The following is a 19,758-nucleotide window of genomic DNA, read 5'->3' as shown; positions in this document are numbered from 1 at the left end:
AACCTCTGAACAACGCACCATAGATACGCGACACTACCCGCCTCATGTTGAGGAGTAATCCATGCAACTGACGTTCGGCGACGCTGAAGGCCTGGGCAAGCGCAAGCAGACCCGCCGGGAGATCTTCCTGGCCGAGATGGAGCAGGTCGTTCCGTGGCAGCACTTGCTCGGTCTGATCGCACCGCACTATCCGGTGTCGGGACGCCCTGGTCGACAGCCATACGCACTGGCGACGATGTTGCGGATTCATTTGCTGCAGCAGTGGTATGCGTTGAGCGATCCGGCGATGGAAGAAGCGCTGCACGAGATTCCGACCTTGCGGCGCTTTGCCCAGCTCGGTGGCTTGGACAACGTTCCGGACGAGACCACGATTTTGAACTTTCGGCGCCTGCTGGAGACCCATGGCCTTGCCGCGCGGATGCTGGACGCGGTCAACGCGCATCTGGCACGCAAGGGGCAGAGCCTGCGGTCGGGCACGATCGTCGATGCGACGCTGATCGCTGCACCCAGTTCGACCAAGAACGCCGATCACGCGCGCGACCCTGAAATGCATCAGACCAGGAAGGGCAATCAGTGGTATTTCGGGATGAAGGCGCACATCGGCGTGGATGAATTTTCCGGGCTGGTGCACCACGTCCATTGCACAGCCGCCAATGTCGCCGACGTCACGGTGACGCACGCATTACTGCATGGCAAAGAAGACAGCGTGTTCGGCGACAGCGGCTACACCGGTGCGGACAAACGCGAAGAACTGCAGACCTGCAAGGCTGCATTTTTCATTGCCGCCAAGCGTTCGACGCTGAAAGCCATCGGCAACAAACGCGAGCGTGCTCGGGAACAGCGTTGGGAACACTTCAAGGCCAGCGTGCGCGCGAAGGTGGAGCATCCGTTCCGGGTGATCAAGCGCCAGTTCGGTTACACCAAGGTCCGCTATCGCGGCCTGGCCAAGAACACCGCACACGTGCTGACCTTGTTTGCGCTCTCCAATCTGTGGATGAAGCGAAAGCAGTTACTGCCTGCCATGGGGAGCGTGCGCCTGTAACCCGGGGAATTCCCAAGGAAAGTGCCAGAAATAGCGGAAATCCGAAGATCCAAACGCGACTCTCCGGACCGACGCGACATCCCGCACTCTCAGGCCTCGTTGTTCAGACCTTCCCTAGGGAACCTCTGAACAACGCACCATAGATACGCGACACTACCCGCATGTTGAGGAGTAATCCATGCAACTGACGTTCGGCGACGCTGAAGGCCTGGGCAAGCGCAAGCAGACCCGCCGGGAGATCTTCCTGGCCGAGATGGAGCAGGTCGTTCCGTGGCAGCACTTGCTCGGTCTGATCGCACCGCACTATCCGGTGTCGGGACGCCCTGGTCGACAGCCATACGCACTGGCGACGATGTTGCGGATTCATTTGCTGCAGCAGTGGTATGCGTTGAGCGATCCGGCGATGGAAGAAGCGCTGCACGAGATCCCGATCTTGCGGAGGTTTGCCCAGCTCGGTGGCTTGGACAACGTTCCGGACGAGACCACGATTCTCAACTTTCGGCGCCTGCTGGAGACCCATGGCCTTGCCGCGCGGATGCTGGACGCGGTCAACGCGCATCTGGCACGCAAGGGGCAGAGCCTGCGGTCGGGCACGATCGTCGATGCGACGCTGATCGCTGCACCCAGTTCGACCAAGAACGCCGATCACGCGCGCGACCCTGAAATGCATCAGACCAGGAAGGGCAATCAGTGGTATTTCGGGATGAAGGCGCACATCGGCGTGGATGAATTTTCCGGGCTGGTGCACCACGTCCATTGCACAGCCGCCAATGTCGCCGACGTCACGGTGACGCACGCATTACTGCATGGCAAAGAAGACAGCGTGTTCGGCGACAGCGGCTACACCGGTGCGGACAAACGCGAAGAACTGCAGACCTGCAAGGCTGCATTTTTCATTGCCGCCAAGCGTTCGACGCTGCAAGCCATCGGCAACAAACGCGAGCGTGCTCGGGAACAGCGTTGGGAACACTTCAAGGCCAGCGTGCGCGCGAAGGTGGAGCATCCGTTCCGGGTGATCAAGCGCCAGTTCGGTTACACCAAGGTCCGCTATCGCGGCCTGGCCAAGAACACCGCACACGTGCTGACCTTGTTTGCGCTCTCCAATCTGTGGATGAAGCGAAAGCAGTTACTGCCTGCCATGGGGAGCGTGCGCCTGTAACCCGGGGAATTCCCAAGGAAAGTGCCAGAAATAGCGGAAGATCCGAAGATCCAAACGCGACTCTCCGGACCGACGCGACATCCCGCACTCTCAGGCCTCGTTATTCAGACCTTCCTTAAGCAATGCAACACCAAGATTTAAGAAGGTATTTCTGTCCTGTGATCCGTGCGCTATCGCGTAGCGCAACTGCATTGCGGCGGCTTTGTGTTGACCTTGATCACAAAGGACTGCACCCAAGCAGGTGAGCAAGAGCGGGTTGTTTGGATCGTCCAACAGCGCTTCCGAAAGCAGTCGCTCGGCTAGTGCAAGATTTACCTCCCACTTCTCTGGAGATAGAAACCCCTCTCGAACCAGCAATTTGCAGTCTTCTACGGTCTTCATTGGTAGCGAGCTTCTCTCTACACGATATGGGTAAATCTTGATCGAGACCGAGCCAAGTCATTGCAATGGCATCCCTTTCTTAGCTCGCTAAACATCTTGGCAAATGGCTATATATCTTCGGGGGTTCGCTGGGCAACGCGCAACCAATGTGTTCTTTGGGCGACCATCGCCTATCACAGCCACTACGATTGGCCTTCTCTTCGACGCGGTTTGATTTTATCGGTGCCCCTCTAATGAAGAGACGGGCGTGAGTGGCGAGCGATCAAGGCTAACAAGTGTCAGAAAAACCATATCTAGTCGCGAAATTTCATCAGAAAATTTCATCCCTTGAGGCCTATACCGGGCCGTGGCGGACTGCTAAGGACATCGCCAAGCTGCGCCGCTACTCCCCGATGGCTCGGAACGAACGTTGACTGACAGCCCCAATAGAGCACCCGCGCGAGCAAAGAGCTTGTGCAACAGCACAAGCTAGCGCTGAGGATCAAGACTCCAACCAGGGCAGGCCAACAAGGCAAACATGTCATAGACTCTGGGGCATGCTCTCCAAGGCGACGATAGCGGACCCAACCGCGCCGATCACTGGACAGGACGCACCTGCTTTCTTGGGCATGCGGGGCGATACGTAGGCACGTCGCTGCGCTTACTTCAACATACGCGTTACACCTTCCACCAAGGAGAGCCACATGACAGATCAAGACGACAATCAACCGAACCTGGAAGACGTCAAGCTGGCGTTCGATGGCCAGAGCCTGGATTGGTATCTGCAGAAGCTGGTCGCCACCGTCAATAGTTCGAACGTGCAGTTCGGCATTACGCTGTTTGTCGAAGGCATCATCGTTTCTGGCCAGCTGGTCAGCGGCAAGCAGTACTTCGAGGCATTCGCGCAGGAATTTTCTGCGGCCTATCCCGGCAGCGCCGAAGAAAAAGAAGATATCCGTCGCGCGTTTGCCAGCCATGCCAGCATCTACGACACGGAAGAGGACGCTCAGCAGAGCAGCACACCTCCGCAGTTCCTTCACCTGATCGAGTCGCGTTGCTTCTCGCCCGGCGGCCAGCCCCTGCCCAGCAACCGTGGTGTGCTGTGGCGCGGCAAGGTGAATGCCGTCTCCGGTTTTACCCTGGGGTCGCTCTCGGCAGATTAGGCCTGGCAGGCTCGGTCTTCGTGTGAGGTGCCCGTCATCTCACACCGGACTATCTGAAAGATCGGCAAGAGCGCCCTCCGCTGCGCGACGCGATCTGGGCGCAACGCCACGTGGCGAGTGGATCCGCAGACGCTAGGCTTCTGACTGCGCTTTGAAAGGGCAAAGCGCCACACAGGGAGAACACCATGGCGACATTCAACGTGGCAATCGATCCACTGGGCGCAGCCCAAAGCGAGACCCCGTCGGATGCGGTCGGCATCTGTCTCTCCGGCGGCGGCAGTCGTGCGCTGTCGTGTGCGCTGGGTCAACTGCGCGGGCTGCGCTCCCTGGGGCTTTTGGACAAGGTGGCGGCGATCTCTTCGGTGTCCGGCGGGACATAGGCCAATGTGTTGTTCACCTATCTGCCGACGTCGATCAGCGATGACGACTTCCTGGGGCCGGTGGTGCTGGATCCAGCGCAACTCACCTTGGACGAGTTGGGGGAAGATGGGCAGCAACAATCTCGGCCAGGTGCCGTACCGGCTCGGCACGTTGCCGATCGTCGCCGAACTGGCCGAGTACCGGCTGAGCAAACGCTACGCGCCGGCGGATATGTGGCAGGCGGTGATCGGCAAGCTGGTACTGAAGGATTTCGGCTTGTGGAATCCGGATGCCACAGGCGTGGATCCGCGTTATTTCACCGGCACGACGCAGTATCTGGCGGAAGGCCCGCTGCTGCGCAATCCGCAGTTGAGCAGCGACAACTTCTACACCATCCGCGACGGGCGGCCGTTACCGATCTTCAATACGTCTGTCTTCATCAACGACAGCGTGACCTCGGATCTGGTGCCGTTCGAAGCCAACTGGTTGCTTGGCGTGCGTGGCGTTTTCAACCAGCCTGAGCAACTCGGCGTCATGGGCGGAGGCCTGATCGAGTCGTTCGCGATGGGCAGCGATTACGTCGCCGACGCTGGTGCCGGCGGAGTCACTACCAGCGTGCCGCTGCGTGTCTTCAGCCTCAACGACATCGCCGGTTGCAGCAGCATGGCGCCGGCGCAGGACTTCGAAGAGAAGTTTCCCGAGATCAATGGCCTGGTGCCGCGTTATCCGTACTGGCCGGTCGATGGTCGTGAGAGCCAAGCGACGCTAAGTTACCGCTTCGCCGACGGCGGCAACCTGGAGAACCTGGGCATCATGCCGCTGCTGGCACGCGGCATTGCGCGTCTGCTGGTGTTCGTCAATTCCGATCAAGGGGTGAACATCGACCCGGAATCAGGCGAAACCGTGGTTGCCGACGACCTGCCGCCGCTGTTCGGGCTACAGCCGTTCTGCGAGAAAACGCGCAGCTACCCAGCATATGCCAATGAGCAATTATGCGAAGACGCCAACGGCATGTTCCGGCACAACCAGGTGTTCGACACCGCCGCATTCAATGCCTTGAAACAGGGGCTGCTGGCAGCCAAAAAATCCGGTGGCGCGTTACTGGTGCGGCAGACCTTGCGCGTGCTGGCAAATAGCTGGTTCAACGTGCCGGCGCAGCAGTCGGTCGAGGTGCTGTGGGTGTACAACGATCTGGTGCGTGCATGGTGGAAGCAATTGCCGGATGAAACGCAGATTGAGCTGGATCTGCAAAGCGTGGACGATTTTCCACTCTATGGCACGGTCACCCAGCTGCATCTGTCCTACCCGTTGGTCAACGCGCTGGCGCATCTGAGTTGCTGGAACCTTGCTTCCGACAGCACGGTGGGCAACCCCAACGGGCAAAGCAATGCCGATGTGGTGCGTGGCATGTTTGCCTGATACGTGCACAGCGCTGTAGCCGCCAATGCAGCCACTCACCAAACGGGGCCGGAGCGCCCTTTACCAGACAGCATCTGCCTGCAAAGAACGCTCCAACCCCGCGCTGATGCCAATGCCAGCTTTGAATAACACGCTGCATTGGCACGCCACTTACTGCTTTGGCTTGCTAGCCGCATCGCGCGGCGGCGCGTTTTTCACGTAACGGTCGAACCAGTCCAGCATCTCAGCGACCACATCTTCGGTGGATTCGCGTGCGGTGTACCAATGCGGTTCGAACGGCAGCAGCACCAGCCGCGCGGTGCCGCCGTTGCCGCGAATCGCCTGGAACAACCTCGGTGCCTGGGTGGTTTCGGTCCCGGGGTTGGCGTCGTCCATGCCGTGCACGATCAACAACGGTTCGTTGATCTTGTCGGCGTGGAAGAACGCGGATGCCTGCGCATAGACCTCCGGTGCGGCCCAGAACGAACGGCGCTCGTTCTGAAAACCGAATGGCGTCAGCGTCTTGTTGTAGCTGCCGCTGGTAGCCGCGCCAGCGCGGAACAGGTCGGTCTGTGCCAACAGGTTGGCCGTCATCAGCGCGCCGTGGCTGTGCCCGGTGACGCCGATCCGCTGGCGATCGACCACGCCCAATTCCACCGCCTTGTCCACCGCAGCGGTGGCGTCGTCCACCAGTTGCTGCAGGTAGGTGTCGTACGCGGTCTTGGGGTCGCCGACGATGGGGAAGGCGGCATCGTCGATGATCGCGTAACCGGCCAGCAACAGCAGTTGGTAGTAGCGCAGGCGAGTGAAGTCGCGCTCGCTGGCGCCGCTGACCTGGCCTGCCTTGGAGGGGTCGGCATAATCGAGCGGGTAGGCGTACAGGATCGCCGGCACGCGCGTGCCTTCCTTATAGCCGGGCGGCGTGTACAGGGTGAACGACAGCTCCACGCCGTCCTTGCGCTTGTAGGTCACCAGCCGCTTCTTGATCTGCCGCACCAGCGGGGTCGGATCCGGAAAGTGGGTGACCGGCGTGGCGGTCGAGGCAAGGACCGCCTCGCCCGTGGCCGCCGTCGGCAGCGGCTGGCCCAGCGTGCGCAGATACACATTGGGCGGGTCGGTCAGCGACTGGTGCCAGGTCAACAGGCGCGACACATCGTCGCCGGCAAAACCGAAGAACAGCTCGTCCACACTGGCATCGCTGCGGAACAGCCGCTGGGTCTTGCCACTGGCCAGCGCATAGCGATCCAGAAACGGCCGGTCGCCCGCCGGCGAGGCGCCCTGCCCGCTCAGGAACAACGCACCCCGCTCTTCGCGCAGCACGGCCTGGCCGTTGGCCAGCACACGCATCTCCGTCAGGCCAGGATCGGCGTACAGGTCGTCGGTGGACAGGTCGAACAACACCCTTCCGGCAGTGCCGGGGCGGTCGGCATCCAGCAAGGTCGTACGCCGCCAATGGCGGTTTTCGTCGTATTCGTCCAGCAGCGCTTGCCCGCCTTCGGCAAACCACGACACGCCGGAATAACGCTACTGCACGCGGGTGACTTCACGCGGTTTGGCGGTGAACGGTGCAGCCAGCGTCATCAACTTGTCGCGCGCGGGCACATTGATTTTCCAATCGCCACCATCCAGCGCTTCGGCCCAGACCAGCGTGGCCGGCTGGTTGGCGCGCCAGGAATACGCACGCGGGCCGGTCGGCACGCCTTGTACCGGCACCCGGTCGGCAACCGGCAGATCGGCCAGCACGCGCTCGCTGCCATTGGCCAGATCCAACACCGCCACAGCGTGAGCGAAGCGTGCGTAGGTGGTGACGTAGGAATAAGGCTGCTTCAACCGTTCCACCAGCACGTGGCGGCCATCGGGCGCGCCATCCACGTTGCTGTAGACCGCAGGCGTACCGAGCTTGCGCTGGCTGCCGTTGGCCACATTCACCGTGAGCAGCTGGGAGGTGGCGTAGTAGGTAAACAAGGCCTCGTCTTCGGGGCTGGAGAGCGTATCGCGCGCTTCATAGGTGCTGCTTTCGCCCTTGCCCTGGATGGTTTCCTTGACCTCCGGGCCTGGCGGCACCGCGGCCTTGCGCGGGGCGGCGCCCAGGTCTTGCGGCACCGTCTTCAGCAGCAGGGTGTCGCTGCCGCCCAGCCACTGGATCTCGCCGCCCAGCACCGGGTTGAGTTGCACACCGTCGATCCTGCGCACGTTGCCGGTGGCCACCTCGCCCACCCACAGCTCGACGCGATCGGCCGCAGTGTTGTTGAAGGCGAAGCGGCGCCCGTCCGGCGACCACACCGGCGCTGCCGGACAGGCACCGGCCGGCAGGCTCACGGCGGTCTGCCTGCCGCTTGCAACATCCACCAGGCTGAAGCCCTGCAGGCAGGAACGAATGCCGTAACCGTTGGACATGTCGTGGCGGCTATGCGTGCGCGGCTCCACACGCACGCCGGCCAGCTTCAGATACGGCTCGGCCACGCGCGCGATCGGCGGGTACTGGGTGCGCTGCACCAGCAACAAGGTCTTGCCGGTGGGGTCCAACCGCGGCGACGGATTGAGCGGTGCGCGCAACACGCTCAACAATGGCTCCGGTGGCTGCCGGTAACCGCCATCGGGCGTGCCGGCAACCGCGGACACCGGCAAAAGGCTGGCAAGCACCAGTAACCCGCTCCATCGGTACGCGGTGAGCATCTCGGTAGTTCTCCGGGGAATGATCACAGCAACCTAGCACGCCGACACAACGGCTCATATGCGCGCGAACGCAGCCCTGTCGCTGCGTCCGCAGGACGCGTGCAAACGACGCAGTTACGCCGATGCCTTGAACGTGCGCGACAGGAACTCGCCGATGTAGCGCGCAATCTCCGGCGCATGCGTTTCCAGCGCGAAGTGGCCAGCATCCAGCAGATGCACGTCGGCCTTCGGCAGATCCTTGCGATACGCCTGCGCGCCCGGCGGAATGAAGGCTGGATCGTGCTTGCCCCACACCGCCAGCAACGGTGGCTGATGCTTGCGGAAATACGCGTGGAATCGCGGATAGGCGGCCACGTTGCTGCGGTAGTCCAGGATCAGATCGAGCTGGATCTCTTCGGCACCCGGGCGCGCCATGTAGGCGATGTCCAGCGTGTAGCCATCGGGCGACAGCTTGCTCGGGTCGGCACCGGTGCCGTACTGCCAGTCACGGATGGTTTGCGGCGACAGCGACCCGCGGCAAGCCTGGCGATTGGCTGCGGTTGGCTCGCGCCAATATGTCTGCCATTGGCCCCATTGGTCGCTGAAACCTTCCAGATACGCATTACCGTTCTGGCTGATGATGGCGCTCACTTTGTGCGGGTTTGCCGCAGCCAATCGAAAACCGACCGGCGCACCGTAATCGAACACATACATGCTGTAGCTGGCGAGTCCCAACGCCTCGGTGAAGCTTTCGATCACTTTGTAAAGGTTCTCGAACGTGTAATCGAACTGCCCGCGCGGCGGTGCCTTGGTATTGCCGAAACCGGGTAAATCCGGCGCGATCAGGCGGTATCGATCTGCCAGCAGCGGCATCAGATCGCGGAACATATGGCTGGCACTGGGGAACCCGTGCAGCAGCAACAACACCGGCGCATCTTGACGCCCGGCCTCGCGGTAGAACACCTCGACATCGCCGACCTGTTGGGTGTGGAAGCTGACGCGGGATGTGTCGTCGATCGGCATGGCGGTCTCTTTGGTTGCAATTGTTGTATTGGAACGTTCGGCAGCGCCGAGCGCGCCGGCGCCAAGTGCGTACGCGGTGCCTATGCACGATGCCAGCAGCAGGGTGCGGCGGCTGATCCCTGTTGTGGCGTTGTCGGTAGTGGCTGCGATGAGCGCATCGGTATGCGCCATGGAAATTCCCAGATCGCTGACGTGGCGGCCATGCTAGGTGCGCAGGCAGGTGTCGAGAACCGCCGAGAGTGTCAATTCACCATTGCCGTTGCTGCAATGCTGGGCGCAGGTGCGCAGTGCATGCGATCGCCAGTCATTGTGTGGGTCGCGTAGCGCGCGTCTGCAGGCTGCTACCCTGCCGCCACCTCCGACCTTGGAACGCACGTGGACCGCATCCAGGAAATGACACTGTTTGCCGCGCTTGCAGAGCAAACAAGCTTTGCCGGCGTTGCGCGGCGTCTTGGCATTTCCACCGCAACGGTCACCCGCACCATCGCGCAACTGGAAAACCGCCTGGGCGTGCTGCTGGTCGTGCGCACCACACGCAACATGCGGCTCACCGAAGCCGGGCAGCAGTACGCCATCGACTGCCGGCGCCTGCTTGCCGATTTGGACGACATCGAAAATAGAGCGGCCGGGTTGCATGCACTTCCCAGCGGCTTGCTGACAGTGACCGCGCCGCAGATGTTCGGCGCATTGCATGTCACACCGGTATTGACGCGCTTTCTGAGTCAATACCCATCGATGACTGCGCGCGCGGTGCTGGTCGACCGCGTGCTGCCGCTACTGGACGAAGGCATCGATGTGGCGGTACGCATCGGCGTACTGCCCGACTCGTCGCTGACCGCCATCCCGGTCGGCAGCGTGCGTCGCATGGTCTGCGCCTCGCCCGGCTATCTGGCAGAGCACGGCACTGCGCAGCGGCCGGACGATTTGTTGCAGCACGCCACCATCTCCACCGCATCTTCCGAGCGTCCACCCAAATGGCCGTTCCGCATCGATGGCAGCGAGCATCTGGTAGAGGTCGCCTCACGCCTCAATGTGACCTCGTTCAACGCCGCCATCATCGCCGCAATGCACGGCTGGGGACTGACGCAGGTGCCGTCTTACCAGATCCGCGAACACCTGCAGAGCGGCAAGCTCACGTGCATCCTCGACGCGTTCGAGATCGCACCAGAGCCGGTGCACGTGGTCTACGTGGAAGGACGCCGGGGCTCCTCCAAGGTGCGCACGTTTGTCGATTATTGCGTGGATGCCCTGCGGCAGGATCTGGGTTTTTACATCGGCGTTTGAGCTGATGACTTGATCGAACCCTGGTTCTGGCGGCATAGCCTGGCGCGAGCTGCCTTCCATGCGATGAACGCTGCATCGTGCAATCACCAGCACTCATGGCTGCAAACGATCGCCCCGCCCTGCCACCAAGGACGACGCCAGCAGCAACACGCTTGCACCCACGAACGTGGCACCAATGGAGACATGATCCAGCAGGACACCGCCTGCGGCGCCGCCCAGCATGATGGAGAGCTGGATCGCGGCAACCATCAAGCCGCCACCACTTTCCGGCGCATCCTTGATGCAGCGGCTCAGCCAGGTGGACCACGCCACCGGCATCGCCGAATTGAGCGTGCCCCAGGCGATCATCGCAATTGCCACAGCCCACACCACATGGCCGGCGAGCAGCATGCACATGGTCGCCACGCCCAGCGCGACCGGCAGCACCGTGAGCAGGGTGAACAAGCGCTTGGGCACCAGCGCGGTGGCGGCATAGGTCCCGACGAACCCGGCCAAACCCAGGCCAAGCAGCAACAACGACAGTTGCGAGACGTCGACCCGCGCAATGGTTTCCAGAAACGGTCGGAAATAGGTGAACGCAGAGAACGCACCGGCAAAGCCGAGCATCACCGCCAGCATGGCGCGCGCAACATAACGACGCTTCAACAAGGTGACAATGCCGCTCAGCGAGGTGGCGCCTTGCGCGGGCATCGACGGCAGGCTGCGCCATTGCCAGACGATGGTGAGCGCAACCAACGGCAACATGCCCCAGAACACCCCACGCCAGCCGATGCTGGCGCCCAGATAGCTGCCCAACGGCGCGGCGAATGCCGCAGCCACCGCGTTACCGATAAAGATAATGCCCAAGGCCTTTGGCACCGCGGGCTCGGGCATGATGCGCATCACCGTGGCGGTGGACAACGCCCAGAACCCACCGATGACGACGCCGAGCAGTGCACGCGCGGCCATCAACATGCCGAAGCTGTGCGCGTTGGCGATCAACAACAATGACACCAGCATCGTGGCGGTCAATGCGATCAGCACATGGCGTCGATTGAAGCGCGACGACAGCGGCGCGATCAACAAGCTGGCGATCACCGCAAACAGGCCGGAAATCGAAATCGCCTGGCCGGCCATGCCCGCGCTTGCATGCAGATCCGCAGCGATCGGCGTGAGCAGGCTCACCGGCATGAACTCGGAGGCGATCAACAACGCAACGCACAGCGACATCGAGCCGACCGCGCTCCAGGTCTGGCGTGTTGCTGCGGGTGCGGCACGGGATGGTGTGTCTGTGGCGAGCGAACTGGCTGGCATGTGGGGGCCTTGCGCGAAGAGTGGATGCGGTAAGAACGCCACGCCGCAAGCGCGCGATGTAGCGCCGCTCGAGAGCGAACCTGGCGTTCAAGAGGGATGCGCTGCAGACAGCGATGCGACGCATCGACATGCCACTGCAGCGACGTACGACGGGCGCAATGAAGCAACGGATGCTGCGGCTCGGGCGTGCGCGTGTCTGGATGTGCTGCAGCTTACGCAGGCAGTGGGCGGCGATAAAGATGGCTGATCCGCACGGGCTTATGAAGCCCGCTCATCAACGGCCCGTTTGCGTTAAACGCAAGTCCAAGGAGCGCATCCATCAGCCTTTGTAGCGCAACGCATCGACCACCAGGTTGAACGCCGGCGAGGAATGCCGGCGACTGGGATAGAACGCGTGCAAGCCCGGCCAGGTCGGCGACCAATCCTTCATCACCCAGCGCAGGCGCCCGGCCTTGAGATGCGGGCGCGCCAGATCTTCCTGCACGAACGCAATGCCGAAGCCATCCACCGCCGCGTCCAATGCTTCGTAGGTGCCGTTGAAGGTCAGTTGGCCATCGACGCGCACAATGACCTCGCGGCCGTCTTTTTCCAGTTCCCAGGCGTAGATGCCGCCGGCGGTTTTCATGCGCAGATTGATGCAGCTGTGCGCGGTGAGATCCTGCGGCGTCTTGGGAATGGGCCGGCGCGCGAGATAGGACGGCGCAGCGACGATGGCCATGCGCATGTCCGGCGCGATGCGCGCGGCGATCATGTCTTTTTCCACCTGATCGCCCAGGCGCACGCCCAGGTCGTAGCGGTCGGCCACGATGTCGGTCAGACCGTTGTCGACCACGATCTCGACCTTGATGTCCGGGTATTGACGCAGCAGCTTGGACAACTTGGGCCACAGGATCGCGCGCGCGGCGTAGTCGGTGGCTGTGATGCGCACCGTGCCTGCGGGCGTGTCGCGCATTTCGCTCAGTGCAGACAGCGCCTCTTCGATTTCTGCAAAGCGCGGCGCCACCGTCTGGATCAGGCGCTCGCCGGCTTCGGTCGGCGCCACGCTGCGCGTGGTGCGGGTCAGTAAACGCAGCCCGAGGCTGGCTTCCAGCCCACGAATGGTGTGACTCAGCGCCGATTGCGAGACACCCAACTTGGCTGCAGCACGCGTGAAGCTGGCCTCGCGAACGATGGCGATCAGCGCCAGCAGGTCCTTGAAACTGTCGCGGGCCATTGGTGAATCCGATTCATGGAATGTAGGCGACTGTAGCAGCCGTTCGGATGCGAGGCGCCGGCGCTTCTGCCTCTCTCCTTTTTTCGGCAGAGGGGTTGGGGTGCGGGTACGGCTGCTCAGTAGTCTCGATGCGGCCGTACCCTCATCCGCCCTGCGACACCTTCTCGCGATGGGAGAAGGATCCTGCGGGGCGCCAAGGCACGGCTTGCGCGCCACTGGCGTGCGTGCATGTTGCGCCCGCGCCCCAGCGCAGGCCAGGGCGCGGAACGAAGCAGTCGGTGATTCACTTCTGAAGGCGCGTGGCGACGCGTTTGTCATTGAGAGGACTGACAGCTCTCTGCGGCGCACCCTCATCCGCCCCTGCGGCTACCTTCTTCCGTCAGGAGAGGTGATACCAAAGCCCCTCTCCTGCGGGAGAGGGGTTGGGGTGAGGGTACGGCCGCCTAGCATTCTCGACGCTGCCGTACCCTCATCAGCCCCTTCGGGGCACCTTCTCCCGATGGGAGAAGGAAAAAACGCAGCCGCCACCGCCCGTCGCATTTTTTGCAACGCCTGACCCTAAAAAAACCGCTTTGGGGTGACGGGGGCGGTTCGTATAGTCGATTGGACGGCTGCCGACTGCCGTGCACGCTCCTGTCGCCATCGCTGCAAGGGCGACCAACTGTCGGCGCGCCCCTTTTCCACGCCGCCTGCGGAGGTTCCATGCGTCAGCATCTTTCGCCTTGCGGTCCGCGCAGCGCCTATGAAACAAAGTACCTGCACGGCGCAACATGCTGAGCGCTCCAATCACCGCAGCAACCGACCATTGCTCCGGCGCACGCGCGGTAGCGCGCTGCGATGCACTGGGCGTCGCACCGTACAGCGACACGCCCGGCGGCCTGTTCCGCGCCTGGCTCAGTCCGGCGCATCGCGCGGCCACCGCGCAGGTGAGCGAGTGGATGCGCCAGGCCGGCATGCAGGTGCGACTGGACGCAGCGGCCAATCTGATCGGCCGCTACGACGGCGCACATGCAGATGCACCGGTGCTGCTGATCGGCAGCCATCTGGACAGCGTGCGCGATGCCGGCCGCTACGACGGCCCGCTCGGCATCATGCTCGGCATCGAATGCGTGGCCGCGCTGCATGCACAGGGTCGGCGCCTACCGTTTGCGATCGAAGTCATCGCCTTCGGCGACGAAGAAGGTTCGCGTTTCCCGGCATCGATGTTCTGCAGCCGCGCAGTGGCAGGCACACTCGATCCGGCCACACTGGCCGTGGTCGATGCCGACGGCGTCGAGGTGGCGGCCGCACTGACCAACTGGGGCCTGGATATTGCAGCGATCGGCCACGCCGCACGCGCCCCGGGCAGCGTGCTGGCCTATCTGGAAACCCATATCGAACAAGGCCCGGTGCTGGAAGCCGAAGGCCTGCCGGTCGGCATCGTCACCGCCATCGCCGCGCAACGGCGCTTCGCCCTGCGCTTCGACGGCCGCGCCGGCCATGCCGGCACCACCACGATGGGCTTGCGCCGCGACGCGTTGAGCGCAGCGGCCAACGCACTCCTAGCGATCGAGCGCATCGCCCGCGCCGGCAGCGACGATCTGGTCGCCACCGTCGGCAAACTGCAGGTCGCGCCCGGCGCCACCAACGTGGTGCCGGGCCGGGTGGACTGCACGCTGGACGTGCGCGCAGGCGACGATGCCAGCCGCGATGCGGCCGTGCTACAGATCGAACACGCACTCGCACAGATCAGCAAAGAACGCGGCATCGCCATCGCCATCGATCCGTTGCAGACACTCGCCGCCAGCCCCTGCGCACCGGCGTTGATCGCGCGCCTGCAACACGCAGTCGCCGCGCAAGGCATCGCGCCGCGCCAACTGGTCTCCGGTGCCGGCCACGATGCGATGGTGATGGCCGCGCTGTGCCCCACCGCGATGCTGTTCGTGCGCTGCGCCGGCGGCATCAGCCATCATCCGGACGAACACGTCGCCCCGGCCGATGCCGAGGTTGCCTTGGCGGTCATGCGCCACTTCATCGAACACCTGGGAGATCCCCTTGTCACCTGATCTGCGTCACCTGCACACCTTCGGCGAACTCGATCCCCCGCAGCGGCTGTTGATGGGCCCGGGCCCGGTCAATGCGCATCCGCGCGTGCTGCGGGCGATGGCGGCCGATCTGCTCGGCCAGTTCGATCCGGAAATGACCACCTACATGAACGAGGTGATGGCGCTGTACCGGCCGCTGTTCGGCACCGAGAATCGCTGGACGTTTCTGGTCGATGGCACTGCGCGCGCCGGTATCGAAGCGGCGCTGGTGTCGCTGGTCACCCCGGGTGACCACGTGCTGGTCATCAACTTCGGCCGCTTCGGCCTGCTGCTCACCGAAATCCTTGGCCGGCTCGGCGCCGAGGTGCATACAGTGGATGCGCCCTGGGGCGAGGTGGTGCCGCTGAGCGCCATTGCCGAAGCGATCGAGCGCGTGTCACCCAAGCTGGTGGCCACCGTGCACGGCGACACTTCCACCACGATGGCGCAGCCGCTCGATGGCCTCGGTGCGTTGTGCCGGGCGGCTGGTGCGCTGAGTTACGTGGATGCCACCGCCACCATCGGCGGGATGGAGATCGCCAGCGATCGCTGGGACGTGGACGTGGTGACCGGCGGCCTGCAGAAATGCCTGGGCGGGCCGTCCGGCTCGGCACCGATCACCGTGTCCAGCGCGGCGGCCGAAGCGATCTTCGCGCGCCGCCATGTCGAACGCGGCATCGTGCGCGACGACATCGTCAACGGCAGCGGGCCACGCATCGCCTCGAATTATTTCGATCTGGCGATGATCATGGATTACTGGTCCGACAAACGCCTCAACCACCACACCGAAGCCACCACCATGCTCTACGGCGCACGCGAATGTGCGCGCGTGGCCCTGCAGGAAGGATTAGATGCACGCTTCGCCCGCCATGCTGCGGCCGGGCGCGCGGTGAGTGCCGGCATCCGTGCATTGGGGCTGGAGGTGTTCGGCGACGATGCGCACCGCATGACCAATGTCACCGGCGTGGTGATTCCGCCAGGCATCGACAGCGATGCGGTGCGGCGACGCATGCGCGAGGATTTCGAGATCGAGATCGGCACCGCATTCGGTCCGTTGCAGGGCAGGATCTGGCGCATCGGCGCGATGGGCTACAACGCGATGAAGCACAAGGTGTTGATCACCTTGGCCGCGCTGGAAGCGGTGCTGCGCGCCGAAGGCTACGTCTGCACGCCAGGGTTGGCGGTGGAAGCCGCGCTGGCGGCCTGGCATGCGGAGCCGCATGCATGAGCACAACGCGCGACCTGGTCGGCTATGGCGCCACCCCGCCTGCGGCGCAGTGGCCCGGTGGCGCGCGCATCGCGGTGCAGTTCGTCATCAATTACGAAGAGGGCGCGGAAAACTGCGTGCTCAACGGCGATGCCGGCTCGGAAGCGTTTCTGTCGGAAATGGTCGGCACGCAATCGCAACCCGGCGCGCGCGCCATGGCGATGGAAAGCCTGTACGAATACGGCAGCCGCGCCGGCTTCTGGCGGCTGCATCGGCTGTTCACCGCGCGCAACGTGCCGGTGACCGTGTTCGGCGTGGCGCAGGCATTGGCCTCCAATCCCGACGCAGTGGCCGCGATGCAGGCAGCCGACTGGGAAATCGCCAGCCACGGCCTGCGCTGGATCGATTATCAGCACATGGATGAGGCCACCGAACGGGCGCATATCGCCGAGGCCATCGCCGTGCATACCCGCGTCACCGGCAGCCGCCCGCTGGGCTGGTATCAGGGCCGCACCAGCCCCAACACTGCGCGACTGGTGGCCGAAGAAGGCGGCTTTGTCTACGACGCCGACAGCTATGCCGACGATGTGCCGTATTACGACACGCGCCACGGCCACGCACAGTTGATCGTGCCGTACACCCTGGACGCCAACGACATGAAATTCGTCGCCTACAACGGCTTTGCCGATGGCGAGCCGTTCTTCCGCTATCTGCGCGACAGCTTCGAGCAACTACGCAGCGAAGGCGGGCGCATGCTGTCGATCGGCCTGCACGGGCGCATCGTCGGCAAGCCCGCACGCGCGGCCGCACTGGCGCACTTTGTCGATCACGTGCTGGCCAGCGGCGATGCGTGGGTAGCGCGCCGCATCGACATCGCACGCCACTGGCTGCAGGTAAACCCGGCATGAGCATCCACGCCTCCGACATCGATCTGCCTGAAGTGATCGCACAAGTGACTGCCGCCTTCCATGCCTACGAGGATGCCTTGATGGCCGACGACATCGCCGCAATGGACGCGCTGTTTCACGCCGCGCCAAGCACGGTACGCTATGGCGTAGGCGAAGTGCTGTACGGCATCGAGGCAATCCGCGCGTTCCGCATCGGCCGCGGCGGTTCGCCGCAGCGCCGGCTCGCGCATGTGCAAGTGCACGGCTTCGGCCGTGATTTCGCCACCACGCATGCGGAATTCATTCGCGACGGCAGCAGCGCGCGCGGCCGCCAGAGCCAGAGCTGGGTGCGCTTTGCCGATGGTTGGAAAGTGGTCGCAGCGCATGTCTCGCTGCAAGGCACGCACGCATGAGCGTGGTCGATGCCAACGCGCTGGACAATGCCGCCTTCGTGGCACGCTACCGCGAGTTGTTCGAGCACTCGCCGTGGGTGGTCGAACGCGCCGCACAACGGCGCCCGTTCGACGATGTACATCGCGGACTGATGCAGGTGGTGCTGGAAGCCTCGCAGGTAGATCAGGTCGCCTTGATCCGCGCGCACCCGGAGCTGGCCGGCAAGGCGGCGATCGATCGCACGCTCACGGCAGCATCGGCCGCCGAACAGGCCTCCGCCGGCTTGGATCGGCTCAGCGAAGCCGAGTTCAAGCGCTTCCATGCGCTCAATCAGGCGTATCGCCATCGTTTCGGATTTCCATTCGTGATCTGCGTGCGGCTGCACGACAAGGCCGGCATTCTTGCCGCGCTGGAACGGCGGCTGGACGCATCGCGCAGCGAAGAAATTTCCACCGCCCTCGCCGAGATCGGCAAGATCGTTCACCTGCGCCTGGAGGCACTGCCATGAGCCTGGCCCAACTCGAACGCGAGCTCCACCACGATCTGCAACGCCTGGCCCACGGCGGCGACGCATGGACGCAGCCGCGCGTGCATCCGGCCGGGCATGTGTATGACGTGGTGATTGTCGGCGCCGGCCAGAGCGGCCTGGGCGCGGCCTTCGCACTGCAACGCGAGCGCGTGCACAACCTGCTGGTCATCGACGAGAACCCCGCCGGCCAGGAAGGCCCGTGGGTGACCTACGCGCGCATGCAGACCTTGCGCACGCCCAAGCAGATCACCTCGATCGACCTGGGCGTGCCCTCGCTGACCTTCCGCGCCTGGTGGGAGGCCCAGCACGGCACCGCCGGCTGGGACGCACTCGACAAGATTCCGCGCGGCAGCTGGATGGACTATCTGCGCTGGTACCGCGCCGTGCTGCGCCTACCGGTGCGCAATGCCACACAGCTGGCGCGGGTAGAGCCGGACGTGGCGCCGGGCATCCATCGCCTGCATCTGGCGATGGGCGCGCCGCTGCTGACGCGCAAACTGATCCTGGCCACCGGCATCCAGGGCGGCGGGCAATGGATGGTGCCGGAGTGGATCAGCAGCGCGCTGCCCGCACAGCGCTACGCGCACACCTCCGGCCATATCGATTTCGCCGCACTGGCCGGCAAGCGCGTTGGCATTCTGGGCGGCGGCGCCTCTGCATTCGACAACGCCTGTTTCGCGCTGGATCAAGGCGTCGCCACTGCCGAAGTGTTCGTGCGCCGCAGCGAGTTGCCGCGCATCAATCCGTTCCGCCACATGGAGCAGGCCGGCATCATTCCGCGCTTTCTGACGCTACCGGATGCGGACAAGTACCGGATGATGGCCAGCTTCTTCGCGCACAACCAGCCGCCCACCAACGACACCTTCCAGCGCGCCTGCGCGCATGCCGGCTTTGCGCTGCATCTGGGCACGCCATGGCTGGAGGTGGCCGAGCGCGATGGTGAGGTGGTGGTGCGCACGCCGCAAGGCGAACATCGCTTCGACTTTCTCGCCGTTGCCACCGGCCTGGTCACCGACCCGCAGCTGCGCCCGGAGCTGGCCGCGCTGTCCGGGCGCATCGCCTGCTGGGCCGACCGCTACCAGCCGCCACCGGGCCAGGCCAATCCGGTACTGGATGCGCACCCCTACCTGGGGCCGGGCTTCGAACTGCTGCCGCGCACGCCCGAGGATGCCGCGCTGCTGCACGGGCTGTTCGCCTTCAACTATTCGGCGCTGATCAACCACGGCCCTTCGGCAGCGGCACTGTCCGGGCTCAAGGTCGCGCTGCCAAGGCTGGCCCGCGCGGTGGCCGATCAGCTGTTTCTGGACGATCGCCAGGCCATCGTCGACAGCTACCTGGCCTACGACCAGCCCGAATTCGTCGGCCAATGGCCGCAACCGACCCAGGCGGTGGCATGAGCACGCTCTCCACGCACGTGCTGGATACCGCCAGCGGCCGCCCCGCCGCAGGTATCGCGTTGCGCCTGTTCGCCGGCGAGACGCTGCGCTTAGAGGGTGTCACCAATGCCGATGGGCGCTGCCCGGAACTGGCCGCGCTCACGCTGCAACCGGGCCGGTATCGGCTGGAGTTCGAGGTGGCCGGCTACTGGCGCGCGGCCGGCACTGCGCTGAGCGACCCGCCGTTTCTGGAGCAGGTTCCGATCGCCTTCGGCATCGCCGGCGAGGGCCACTACCACGTGCCGCTGCTGCTCTCGCCGTACGGGTATTCCACTTATCGCGGCAGCTGAGCG

The 19,758-nt window shown here is 63.9% G+C and carries 17 protein-coding genes and 1 pseudogene; 13 read left to right on the top strand and 5 right to left on the bottom strand.

What is annotated here, in order from left to right:
• Positions 1-61: 61 nt before the first annotated feature.
• Positions 62-1,042: an IS5 family transposase gene (locus NDY25_RS12475; RefSeq protein WP_233366556.1), complete on the top strand. Its 981-nt coding sequence runs from the start codon at positions 62-64 to the stop codon at positions 1,040-1,042.
• A gap of 178 nt (positions 1,043-1,220) precedes the next feature.
• The gene (locus tag NDY25_RS12470; protein WP_256627476.1) at positions 1,221-2,201 is read left to right on the top strand and encodes an IS5 family transposase; all 981 of its coding nucleotides are present in this window, start codon (positions 1,221-1,223) and stop codon (positions 2,199-2,201) included.
• 90 nt (positions 2,202-2,291) lie between these two features.
• Here NDY25_RS12470 and NDY25_RS12465 read toward each other — a convergent pair whose 3' ends face one another.
• Complete coding sequence (locus NDY25_RS12465) at positions 2,292-2,582, bottom strand: tetratricopeptide repeat protein (protein WP_256627475.1); 291 nt, start codon at positions 2,580-2,582, stop codon at positions 2,292-2,294.
• Positions 2,583-3,265: 683 nt separating this feature from the next.
• Here NDY25_RS12465 and gvpU point away from each other — a divergent pair.
• The 3 genes from gvpU to NDY25_RS12450 all read left to right on the top strand — a co-directional run bounded on the left by gvpU (position 3,266) and on the right by NDY25_RS12450 (position 5,503).
• On the top strand, positions 3,266-3,724 hold the full coding sequence (gvpU, locus tag NDY25_RS12460; protein ID WP_074058586.1) for a gas vesicle accessory protein GvpU: 459 nt from the start codon (positions 3,266-3,268) through the stop codon (positions 3,722-3,724).
• A 185-nt stretch (positions 3,725-3,909) separates the two neighbouring features.
• Positions 3,910-4,104, top strand: a complete 195-nt coding sequence (locus NDY25_RS12455; RefSeq protein ID WP_168958551.1) for a hypothetical protein — start codon at positions 3,910-3,912, stop codon at positions 4,102-4,104.
• A gap of 106 nt (positions 4,105-4,210) precedes the next feature.
• On the top strand, positions 4,211-5,503 hold the full coding sequence (locus NDY25_RS12450; RefSeq protein WP_256627473.1) for a hypothetical protein: 1,293 nt from the start codon (positions 4,211-4,213) through the stop codon (positions 5,501-5,503).
• Between the two features lie 150 nt (positions 5,504-5,653).
• Here NDY25_RS12450 and NDY25_RS12445 read toward each other — a convergent pair.
• Together NDY25_RS12445 and NDY25_RS12440 are read right to left on the bottom strand one after the other, a co-directional pair.
• Positions 5,654-8,158: pseudogene (locus NDY25_RS12445) on the bottom strand (S9 family peptidase).
• 114 nt (positions 8,159-8,272) lie between these two features.
• Positions 8,273-9,331, bottom strand: coding sequence for an alpha/beta fold hydrolase (locus tag NDY25_RS12440; RefSeq protein WP_168958553.1), 1,059 nt, complete (start codon positions 9,329-9,331; stop codon positions 8,273-8,275).
• Positions 9,332-9,553: 222 nt separating this feature from the next.
• Between NDY25_RS12440 and NDY25_RS12435 the strand changes: the two genes are divergently transcribed.
• Complete coding sequence (locus tag NDY25_RS12435; RefSeq protein ID WP_168958554.1) at positions 9,554-10,444, top strand: LysR family transcriptional regulator; 891 nt, start codon at positions 9,554-9,556, stop codon at positions 10,442-10,444.
• A 93-nt stretch (positions 10,445-10,537) separates the two neighbouring features.
• Here the strand turns inward: NDY25_RS12435 and NDY25_RS12430 are convergent, their stop codons facing one another.
• Both NDY25_RS12430 and NDY25_RS12425 read right to left on the bottom strand, forming a co-directional pair.
• Positions 10,538-11,737 (bottom strand): MFS transporter, encoded by a 1,200-nt coding sequence (locus NDY25_RS12430; protein ID WP_168958555.1) that lies wholly within the window; start codon positions 11,735-11,737, stop codon positions 10,538-10,540.
• Positions 11,738-12,056: 319 nt separating this feature from the next.
• Complete coding sequence (locus NDY25_RS12425; RefSeq protein WP_168958556.1) at positions 12,057-12,950, bottom strand: LysR family transcriptional regulator; 894 nt, start codon at positions 12,948-12,950, stop codon at positions 12,057-12,059.
• Positions 12,951-13,720: 770 nt separating this feature from the next.
• On the opposite strand from NDY25_RS12425, the gene NDY25_RS12420 reads away from it, so the two are divergent.
• The 7 genes from NDY25_RS12420 to uraH are packed head-to-tail and all read left to right on the top strand — an operon-like array spanning position 13,721 to position 19,755.
• Positions 13,721-14,995, top strand: coding sequence for an allantoate amidohydrolase (locus tag NDY25_RS12420; RefSeq protein ID WP_168958557.1), 1,275 nt, complete (start codon positions 13,721-13,723; stop codon positions 14,993-14,995).
• A complete protein-coding gene (locus NDY25_RS12415) occupies positions 14,985-16,241 on the top strand; it encodes a pyridoxal-phosphate-dependent aminotransferase family protein (RefSeq protein WP_168958558.1) in 1,257 nt (418 codons plus the stop codon). Before NDY25_RS12420 ends, NDY25_RS12415 begins: the two co-directional genes overlap by 11 nt.
• A complete protein-coding gene (puuE, locus tag NDY25_RS12410) occupies positions 16,238-17,128 on the top strand; it encodes an allantoinase PuuE (RefSeq protein ID WP_168958559.1) in 891 nt (296 codons plus the stop codon). Before NDY25_RS12415 ends, puuE begins: the two co-directional genes overlap by 4 nt.
• Positions 17,125-17,520: an oxalurate catabolism protein HpxZ gene (gene hpxZ / locus NDY25_RS12405; protein WP_168958560.1), complete on the top strand. Its 396-nt coding sequence runs from the start codon at positions 17,125-17,127 to the stop codon at positions 17,518-17,520. Before puuE ends, hpxZ begins: the two co-directional genes overlap by 4 nt.
• Positions 17,517-18,008: a 2-oxo-4-hydroxy-4-carboxy-5-ureidoimidazoline decarboxylase gene (gene uraD / locus NDY25_RS12400; protein WP_168958561.1), complete on the top strand. Its 492-nt coding sequence runs from the start codon at positions 17,517-17,519 to the stop codon at positions 18,006-18,008. The genes hpxZ and uraD overlap by 4 nt, the downstream gene beginning before the upstream one ends.
• The gene (gene hpyO / locus NDY25_RS12395) at positions 18,005-19,426 is read left to right on the top strand and encodes an FAD-dependent urate hydroxylase HpyO (protein ID WP_168958562.1); all 1,422 of its coding nucleotides are present in this window, start codon (positions 18,005-18,007) and stop codon (positions 19,424-19,426) included. The genes uraD and hpyO overlap by 4 nt, the downstream gene beginning before the upstream one ends.
• Complete coding sequence (uraH, locus tag NDY25_RS12390; RefSeq protein ID WP_180336554.1) at positions 19,396-19,755, top strand: hydroxyisourate hydrolase; 360 nt, start codon at positions 19,396-19,398, stop codon at positions 19,753-19,755. The genes hpyO and uraH overlap by 31 nt, the downstream gene beginning before the upstream one ends.
• Positions 19,756-19,758 lie beyond the last annotated feature (3 nt).

Origin of the sequence: Xanthomonas hortorum pv. pelargonii (assembly GCF_024499015.1) — a bacterium.
Taxonomy (GTDB): domain Bacteria; phylum Pseudomonadota; class Gammaproteobacteria; order Xanthomonadales; family Xanthomonadaceae; genus Xanthomonas; species Xanthomonas hortorum_B.
Note: the sequence above shows the minus strand (reverse complement) of the source record. Positions and strands in the feature narration are given on the sequence as shown.